This is a genomic window from Brevibacterium sp. 2SA (genome assembly GCF_005502845.1).
Classification (GTDB): Bacteria; Actinomycetota; Actinomycetes; order Actinomycetales; family Brevibacteriaceae; genus Brevibacterium.
This window is the reverse complement of record NZ_SCMW01000019.1, coordinates 49,116-57,528: the sequence shown is the minus strand read 5'-3', so window position 1 is coordinate 57,528 and position 8,413 is coordinate 49,116. Positions and strand designations below refer to the sequence as shown.

The 8,413-nt window shown below is 68.9% G+C and carries 6 protein-coding genes; 2 read left to right on the top strand and 4 right to left on the bottom strand.

Annotation, left to right across the window (positions count from 1 at the left end; all coding sequences use genetic code 11):
• Positions 1-47 precede the first annotated feature (47 nt).
• Entirely contained in the window at positions 48-1,040 is a 993-nt protein-coding gene (locus FFS20_RS09080) for an FAD-dependent oxidoreductase (protein ID WP_283202129.1), read from the top strand.
• A gap of 61 nt (positions 1,041-1,101) precedes the next feature.
• Here the strand turns inward: FFS20_RS09080 and FFS20_RS09075 are convergent, their stop codons facing one another.
• From FFS20_RS09075 to FFS20_RS09065, 3 genes are read right to left on the bottom strand one after another with little or no spacing between them, the layout of a single operon-like run.
• Entirely contained in the window at positions 1,102-4,248 is a 3,147-nt protein-coding gene (locus FFS20_RS09075) for a bifunctional [glutamine synthetase] adenylyltransferase/[glutamine synthetase]-adenylyl-L-tyrosine phosphorylase (RefSeq protein ID WP_137825523.1), read from the bottom strand.
• A gap of 4 nt (positions 4,249-4,252) precedes the next feature.
• Positions 4,253-5,605: a type I glutamate--ammonia ligase gene (gene glnA, locus FFS20_RS09070; protein ID WP_137825522.1), complete on the bottom strand. Its 1,353-nt coding sequence runs from the start codon at positions 5,603-5,605 to the stop codon at positions 4,253-4,255.
• Positions 5,606-5,608: 3 nt separating this feature from the next.
• The gene (locus tag FFS20_RS09065; RefSeq protein ID WP_137825521.1) at positions 5,609-5,812 is read right to left on the bottom strand and encodes a hypothetical protein; all 204 of its coding nucleotides are present in this window, start codon (positions 5,810-5,812) and stop codon (positions 5,609-5,611) included.
• Between the two features lie 357 nt (positions 5,813-6,169).
• Between FFS20_RS09065 and ald the strand changes: the two genes are divergently transcribed.
• Positions 6,170-7,288, top strand: coding sequence for an alanine dehydrogenase (gene ald, locus FFS20_RS09060; RefSeq protein WP_137825520.1), 1,119 nt, complete (start codon positions 6,170-6,172; stop codon positions 7,286-7,288).
• Positions 7,289-7,593: 305 nt separating this feature from the next.
• On the opposite strand, the gene FFS20_RS09055 is transcribed toward ald, so the two are convergent.
• A complete protein-coding gene (locus FFS20_RS09055) occupies positions 7,594-8,319 on the bottom strand; it encodes an FCD domain-containing protein (protein ID WP_137825519.1) in 726 nt (241 codons plus the stop codon).
• Between the last annotated feature and the right edge of the window lie 94 nt (positions 8,320-8,413).

Below are 8,413 nucleotides of genomic sequence, written 5' to 3'. Positions count from 1 at the left end.
GTGTATAAGAGGCGGATCCGGCGCGGGTCGACACTCCGGGCTACCCGATCGTCACCTCGAATTCGATCATGCGCCTGCCCGAGCAGCCGAAGCGGTTGGCGATCGTCGGCTCCGGCGTCATCGCCATGGAGTTCGCCCACATCTTCACGAGCTTCGGCAGCGATGTCACGGTCATCGCCCGCGGACCCCGGCTGCTCCAGGATCTCGACGGCACCGCCTCGGCGGAATTCACGAAGATCTTCACCGCCGACCACAACGTCATCCTCGGGGCCCAGCCTGCCGCCTACCGCCTCGGTGACGGGGAGGGCGCACCGGTGACGATCGAGCTCGAACCCAGCGGTCGGGTCGATGACGTCGACGTTCCCGCCGCGATCGAGGCCGACATCGTCCTCATCGCCATCGGTCGTCACCCGAACACCGCAGGCCTCGACGCCGCCGAAGTCGGCTACGATCTCACTCCCGACGGCAGACTCGTCGTCGACGCGGTCCAGCGGGTCTATGCCGGCGGCGAGCCCGTCCCCGGCGTCTTCGCCCTCGGCGACATCAGCTCCGAGCACCAGCTCAAGCACGTGGCCAACCACGAGGCCCGGGTCGTCGGTGACAACCTCGTCATCGACGTCGCCGCCGGGGCACCCGGGGCCGCCGCGGAGGATGCTCTCGAGGCCGCCAGCCACAAGGCCGTGCCGGCTGCGGTCTTCACCTCCCCGCAGGTCGCGACCGTCGGCATGACCGAGGACGAAGCCCGGCAGGCCGGACACGACGTCACCGTCAAGGTCCAGCAGTACTCCGACGTCGCCTACGGGTGGGCGATGGCCGACGATCCCGGGATCGTCAAGATCATCGCCGATCGGGACTCCCGGCTCATCCTCGGCGCGCAGATCGTCGGGGCCGAGGCGTCGATGATCATCCAGCCGCTCATCCAGGCGATGGCCTTCGATCAGCCCGCCGACGAGGTGGCTCGGGGTCAGTACTGGATCCACCCGGCGCTGCCCGAGGTCGTCGAGAACGCTCTGCTCGGACTCGAGTTCACGCCGCGCTGACTGCGCCGAGGCGGACCGGTCGGCCGGTCTGCGGTCGCTGTGGGTCAGCGTCCTCAGCGAGTCAGAACCCGTAGAAGCGCTGCTCCATGACCGTCCGGGCATGACGGGTCGCCCGGAGGTAGTCGTCCTCGAGTTCGCGTCCGCCGCCGGCAGGATAGCCGAGCAGCCGCGCCGTGGCCTCGAGCTCCGAATGCTCGTCGGGCAGTGCCGCGGCGGTGCGGCCTCGGAAGAGCATGACGGCCGAGCGCACGTTCGTCGCCAGCTGCCAGGCCGCGGCGAGTTCGGCGGCGTCCTCGGCGGGGATGAGTCCCTCCTGCGTGGCGACGTCGAGGGCGTCCAGCGTCGAGGTCGTCCGGAGTCCCGGAATCGTGTGCGCGTGCTGGAGCTGGAGGAGCTGGACCGTCCACTCGACGTCGGAGAGGCTGCCCCGGCCGAGCTTGAGGTGGCGGCGTTTGTCCGCTCCCTTCGGCAGCCGCTCGTCCTCCATCCGCGCCTTGAGGGTGCGGACCTGGGTGAGCGCCTTGGCCGGCATCTCCGCCGGGTAGCGCAGCGGGTCGATGAGCGCGGTGAAGTCGTCCTTGAGCGCTGCGTCACCGGCCATCGGCCGCGCCCGCAGCAGGGCCTGGGCCTCCCACGGCTGCGACCACTTCGCATAGTAGGACTCATAGGAGGCGAACGTGCGCACGAGCGGACCGTTCTTCCCCTCGGGCCGCAGATCCGCGTCGAGCTCGATGCCGCGAGCGCCCTCGCTGGCCTTGAGCCGGGCGCTCAGCTGCAGGGCGACCTTCGTGACGTGCTTCGCGAGCTTCGCGCGAGCCTCGGCGTCGAGGTCGTCGGCGACGGCGCGGTAGACGAACATCGCGTCCGCATCGGAGAAGTACCCGATCTCCCGGCCGCCCCACCGGCCCATCGCGACGACGGCGAACTCGTACTCCGGCACCGCGGCGTCGTCGAGGTCGAGGCGCACGGCGCGCAGGGCGCCGTCGACGGTGAGGTCCATGAGGTCGGAGAGGTCCCCGGGCACCTCGGCGCGGTCACCGACATCGAGGACGTCCCGCAGTGCGATCCGCAGCAGTTCGCGACTGTACGTCTCCCGGATCCGGGTGATCGCCTCGGCGCCGTGACGGTGGAGCAGCCCGTCGACCTCAGCGGCGAGCACCTGCTGATCGCGCGCGGCGAGACTCGCGTAGTCGTCGAGCCACGCGACCGCCGCCGGCTGGCGGAGGAGGAGTTCGGTGGCGTAGCCGGAGAGCGTGAGCACCTCGGCCACGGACTTCGCGGCGAGCCCGGAGTCGCGGAGCATCTTGAGGAACCAGCCCGAGGACGACAGCGAATCGGTGAGTCGGCGGAAGGAGAGCAGGGCGGCATCGGGGTCGACGCCGTCGGAGAACCAGTCGAGGAGCGCCGGGAGCACCTGTTTGATGACGAGCGCGGTCCGCGACATGCCCGTGGTCAGCGACTTGATGTGGCCGAGCGCCCCCTGCGGGTCGCGGTAGCCGAACGCGCGGAGGCGGTCAGCTGCCGCTTTGAGACTCGTCCCGCGGTGATGGGCGTCGACGACCTCACCGTGGATGCCGACGGCGGCGTCGAGGATCGGCCGGTAGAAGATCTGCTCGTGGAGCCGGGTGACCTGTTTGGCGAAGTCGCGGCGGTTCTCCTCGAGCCGAGCGCCCGTGCGGGAACCGGAGGGGAATACGGAGCGGGCGAGGGTCCGCAGCTTCGCCTCGTCGTCGGGGATGAGGGCGTTGCGCAGCATCCGCGGGATCTGCACCCGGTGTTCGACGACGCGCATGAACCGGTAGGCCGAGGAGAACACGAGGGCGTCGTCGAGTCCGATGTACCCGTGCTCCCCGAGCTCGTCGAGGGCGCGCAGGGTGTTCGGCGAGCGGATCTCGTCGTCGCTCTGCCCGTGGACGAGCTGGAGGAGCTGCGCGGAGAACTCGACGTCGCGCAGTCCCCCGCGGCCGAGTTTGATCTGCCTCGGGGCCTCGGCGGCGGGGATGAGGTCGACGACACGACGGCGCATCGCCCGGATGCCGTCGATGAACCCCTCCCGGCCGGCAGCCTCCCAGACCAGCGGTGAGAGGGTCTCGGTGAACGCCGCACCGACCGCGGGGTCACCGGCGACCGCACGGGCCTTGAGGAGGGCCTGGAACTCCCAGTTCTTCGCGATGTCGGTGTAGTAGTGCTCGAACTCCGAGAGCGTACGCACGAGCGCGCCGGCCTTGCCTTCGGGCCGCAGAGCGGTGTCGAGCTCCCAGAGAGCCGGTTCGGCACCGGGATCGGAGAGGATCGAGCGCATCCGCTGGGCCACCTCGGTGGCCAGAGTCCGCTGCTCCTCGCTCGCCTCGGAGTCCTGGACGAAGACGACGTCGACGTCGGAGACGTAGTTGAGCTCCCGCGCCCCGGTCTTGCCGAGCGCGATGACGGCCATGCGCACGGTGGACTCCGGGTCGAGTTCGGCTCGCGCGATCGCCTGGGCGGTCTCGATCGCCGCGGCCGCGAGATCGGAGAGGACCGCGGTGACGAGGTCGACGATCTGCTCGGGCTGATCCGAGTAGAGGTCATCGGCGACGAGCCGCAGCAGCACGTCGCGGTAGGCCCGCCGCATCCGCGCGATCCCCTCATTGCCCGTCCGGGCGGCCACCGGTGCGTCGGATTGGGGATCGGCGCCGACGGATTCGAGCAGGGTCGCCCGCAGCGCACTCGCCGAGGCCTGCGGGGTCGAGATCATCAGGTACGGGGAGCGGTCGAGGAGCAGCGGCAGGGAATCCGGGTGCCGCACGAGGTGGTCGACCATCGCCTCCGAGGTGCCGAAGACCCCGAGCAGGCGGGCGAGCATCGGCCGGTCGAGCTCATCCTCGGCGACCGTGCCCGTGCCGGTGACCCGAGCCGCGTCGACGAAGCGCGCGATCCCGCTCGCTGCCGCCTCGGCGCCGGCGGGCGAACCCTCCCCCGCCTCAGCGGTCGTCGTCTCCGGTGCCGCGTCTCCGGTGCCGGTCGCCGCATCCTTCTCGGCGTCCTTCTCGGCTTCTTCGAGGACTCGGAGGAGTCCGAGGGCGCCGGCGTGCGGATCCGGCGTGGCCTCGAGGAGGTCGACGAAGCGGGAATCCGTGGCCAGGGGCTGGCCGAGGAGGTCGTCGATGTCGCCGAGGAAGCGGTTCGCTGAGGCGGTCGTCGCTGGGGTGCGGGAGGTCAGGCGCGCCATGGGATCACATCGACGAGAAGTGCTTGCTGAGCTCGTACGGAGTCACCTGAGCGCGGTAGCCGTCCCATTCCTGTCGTTTGTTGCGGAGGAAGAAGTCGAAGACCTCCTCACCGAGGGTCTCGGCGACGAGGTCGGAGCCCTCCATGATCTCGAGCGCCTCGGCGAGGCTTGCGGGAAGGGCGCGGATGCCCATCGCCCGGCGTTCGGTGTCCGAGAGGAGCCAGACGTTGTCCTCAGCCTCCTCCGGCAGCTCGTAGTCCTCTTCGATCCCCTTGAGCCCGGCGGCGAGGAGCAGCGCGTAGGACAGGTACGGGTTCGCCGAGGAGTCGAGGCCGCGGTACTCGACGCGGGCCGAGGACGATTTGCCGGAGTTGTACTGCGGGACCCGCACGAGTGCGGACCGGTTCCGGTGTCCCCAGCAGATGTAGGAGGGGGCTTCGTGGCCGGTCCACATGCGCTTGTAGGAGTTGACGAACTGGTTCGTCACGGCCGTGATCTCCGCCGCGTGGTGGAGCAGGCCGGCGATGAACTGGCGACCGATCTTCGAGAGCTGATAGGTCGCGCCCGGTTCGAAGAACGCGTTGTTCTCCCCCTCGAAGAGGGACACGTGGGTGTGCATGCCGTTGCCCGGGTGGTCGGCGAGCGGCTTGGGCATGAACGAGGCGTAGACGCCCTGGGCGATCGCGACCTCCTTGATGACCGAGCGGAAGGTCATGATGTTGTCGGCCATCGTCAGCGCGTCGGCGTAGCGCAGGTCGATCTCGTTCTGCCCCGGGCCCGCCTCGTGGTGGGAGAACTCGACCGACAGACCCATCGCCTCGAGCATCGTCACCGCCGAGCGCCGGAAGTCGTTCGCCGTCCCGCCGTTGACGTGGTCGAAGTAGCCGGCGGTGTCGACGGGCACCGGCGCGCCGAGCGTGCCGTTGCCGAGGTCGAGGTTGCCGGAGCGGAAGAGGTAGAACTCCATCTCGGGATGGACGTAGAAGGTGAACCCCTTCTTCGCTGCGCTCTCGAGCGTGCGCTTGAGGACGTTGCGGGGATCGGCCTTCGCCGGTTCCCCGCCGGGCACGTGGATGTCGCAGAACATCCGGCCCGTCGGCTCCGTCTCCCCGCGCCACGGCAGCAGGGAGAACGTCGACGGATCGGGCTTGAGGACCATATCGGCCTCGTAGACCCGGGAGAGTCCCTCGACCGCCGACCCGTCGAATCCGATGCCCTCGGAGAACGCGCCTTCGAGTTCGGCGGGGACGACGGCCACGGACTTCAGTCCGCCGAGTACGTCGGTGAACCACAGCCGGATGAACCGGACGTCACGATCCTCAACGGTGCGGAGGACGAACTCTTCCTGCTTCGACATCGATCAGCCGTTCCACTTCTCGTCGGCCTCGTTCCACTCCTCGTTGCGCTTCTTCGCCTGCTCGAGGGCGTCACGCGCCTCCGCCTCGGTGTCGTAGGGACCCATGCGGTGGGTCCAATCGCTGACGAGACCCTGCTCGACCTCGCCCGTGGCGGTGTTGAAGTACCACTTCGAGTTCGCTTCGTCGATATCGCTGAACAGTCCCATGACAGGCCTTCCGTCGTCGGTGAGATGATGCTCTGACACCGGCCAGCTTACCGGTTCGCGGGCCGCCTGACAGGGAGTTCGCCGAGGTGTCGGCGCGGTGACCGCGGATGTTCCGCGGATGTGCCGCGGCGCTCGCGAGGGGTCCACAGAGGTGCGCTCGATGTGGGACCAGTTCCGCGGATTTCCCCATTCTTTCGCATGGTGGACAACCGATTCCGTAAGATTGATGACGAAATAGGCACGTAAAGGTTTGCCTCGCGAACCTTCACAAGCTTAGAGTGAGATGTACCCTCGGTCGCTGCCCCGCAGAGCCGAATCTGTCCCGTTCCATGGGGCGCCATGAAAGAAGGAATCCCAATGCGCATCTCAGTGCCCACAGAGGTCAAGAACAACGAGTTCCGCGTCGCCATCACCGCTGCCGGCGTCCACGAGCTCGTCTCCCGCGGTCACCAGGTCACCGTCCAGGCCGGAGCCGGCGAAGGATCATTCATCACCGACGATGAGTACATCGCTGCCGGCGCGAAGATCGCCCCCGACGCCGCCGCCACCTGGGCCGCCGGTGACATGGTCCTCAAGGTCAAGGAGCCCATCGCCTCCGAGTACGGCTTCCTCCGCCAGGATCTCATCCTCTTCACCTACCTCCACCTCGCCGCCGACGAAGCGCTGACGAAGGCGCTCATGGAGGCCGGCACCACGGCGATCGCCTACGAGACCGTTCAGCCCGACGGCGGCGGCCTGCCGCTGCTCGCGCCGATGAGCGAGATCGCCGGACGCCTCTCGACGCAGGTCGGCGCCCACAGCCTGCTCAAGGCCGAAGGCGGCCGCGGTGTGCTCCTCTCCGGCGTCCCCGGCACCGACAAGGCCAACGTCGTCGTCATCGGCGCCGGTGTCGCCGGCACGAACGCCGCGCGCATGGCCCTCGGACTCGGCGCCAACGTCGAGGTCATCGACATCAACATCCCGCGTCTGCGCCAGATCGATGAGACCTTCGGCGGAGCGATCGCGACGAAGGTGTCGAACAAGTACGAGATCACGAAGTCGCTCTCGACCGCCGACCTCGTCATCGGCTCGGTCCTCATCCCCGGCAAGAAGGCTCCCAAGCTCGTCACCGACGAGATGGTCGCCGGCATGAAGCCCGGCTCGGTGCTCGTCGACATCGCCATCGACCAGGGCGGATGCTTCGAGGGCTCGCACCCGACGACGCACGATGATCCGACCTACGTCGTCCACCAGTCGATCTTCTACTGCGTGGCGAACATGCCCGGCGCCGTGCCGAACACCGCGACGGCGGCCCTGACGAACGCGACCCTGCCCTTCGCCGTCAAGCTCGCCGACCAGGGCTGGCACGCGGCGCTGTCGAACGACGCCGGCCTCGCCCGGGGACTCAACGTCCACAACGGTCACGTCACCAACGACAACGTCGCCGAGGCGTTCGGCCTCGAGGCCGTCTCCGTCGAGCACGCACTCGCCAACTGAGCGTACGCCGACTGAGCTACGCCGCAGGCCGCTCTCTGCAGCGTCGGGCCCCGGGCGGGTCTGACCGCGGCACCCGGTCCGGCGGCAGTCGTCGCAACAGGCACCCGCAACTCCACACCCTCCCCGTGCACGCGGCGGAGGTGGGGTTGCGGGTGCCTGTCGCTGTGCTCAGGGGTGTGTGTCGAGCGCAGTGGTGTGTGTTCGACTCCGGGTTGCGGTTGCACACCGAGGGTGTCGGCGGCACCCCGCGGAGTCTCGGCGCTCCCCGGAGTCTCGGCGCGCACCGCGGAGTTCCGGAGGCGCGGTCAACCGTGTTCGGGCATCGTCGTCGAGCGGAAGTGCTCTTCGCACAGACGCCCGGCCGCCTCGGCGTCTCCGTTGGCGATCGCCTCGACGATCGCGGCATGGTCGATCACGGCACGGTCGAAGAGCTCATGCGAGAACGGGTCGTGGCGGAAGCCGGCGTTGATCCGGGTGTCGATGTCGATGGCCATGCGCACGAGTTCGGGATTGTGACCGGCCCGGGCGATGGCGAAATGGAACCGCGCATCGGCGGTCCGGGCAGCGGCCGCCTCGGCGCGTTCGGAGTACACCGCCGCGAGCTCCCGGAGTTCGGCGAGCTCGTCATCAGTCCGCCGTGTCGCCGCGGTTGCGGCCAGACCGTTCTGGAACACGGCGCGAGCGTCGAGGAGGTTCTTGCGCTCGGCGTAGAACTCCTCGATGCGTCCGGCCATCGGGGCCAAGGTGGCCGGTTCGACGTTGGCGACGAAGGTGCCGCCGCCGCGACCTCGGCGTCGTTCGACGACCCCGAGGCGCTCGAGCCGTTCGAGCGCAGCCCGCACACTCGAACGCGACACCTGCAGGTCAGCGGCCAGGGCCCGCTCGCCGGGCAGCAGGGTGCCCTCGGGCAGGGCTCCCACGGCGATGCCGGAGAGGATGTGGTCGGCGATCTGCTGAGGTGCGCTCGTCAGGCTCACCACCTCGCTCAGTCCGGAGAACTCCCCACCGGACACATCCGAACGCTCACTCATCACCCCTCCTGCGTCGATTCCGTCGTCATTGCTCACCATCGAGTCTATGCGTCTGCGCCTCCACCCGCGGTCACGGGTGCGGGTGCGCGGTGGA

Bases quoted from the DNA above. Each gene is read 5' to 3' on its own strand.
- FFS20_RS09075 (WP_137825523.1), bottom strand. From the start codon at position 4,248: ATGGCGCGCCTGACCTCCCGCACCCCAGCGACGACCGCCTCAGCGAAC.
- glnA (WP_137825522.1), bottom strand. From the start codon at position 5,605: ATGTCGAAGCAGGAAGAGTTCGTCCTCCGCACCGTTGAGGATCGTGAC.
- FFS20_RS09065 (WP_137825521.1), bottom strand. From the start codon at position 5,812: ATGGGACTGTTCAGCGATATCGACGAAGCGAACTCGAAGTGGTACTTC.
- ald (WP_137825520.1), top strand. From the start codon at position 6,170: ATGCGCATCTCAGTGCCCACAGAGGTCAAGAACAACGAGTTCCGCGTC.
- FFS20_RS09055 (WP_137825519.1), bottom strand. From the start codon at position 8,319: ATGAGTGAGCGTTCGGATGTGTCCGGTGGGGAGTTCTCCGGACTGAGC.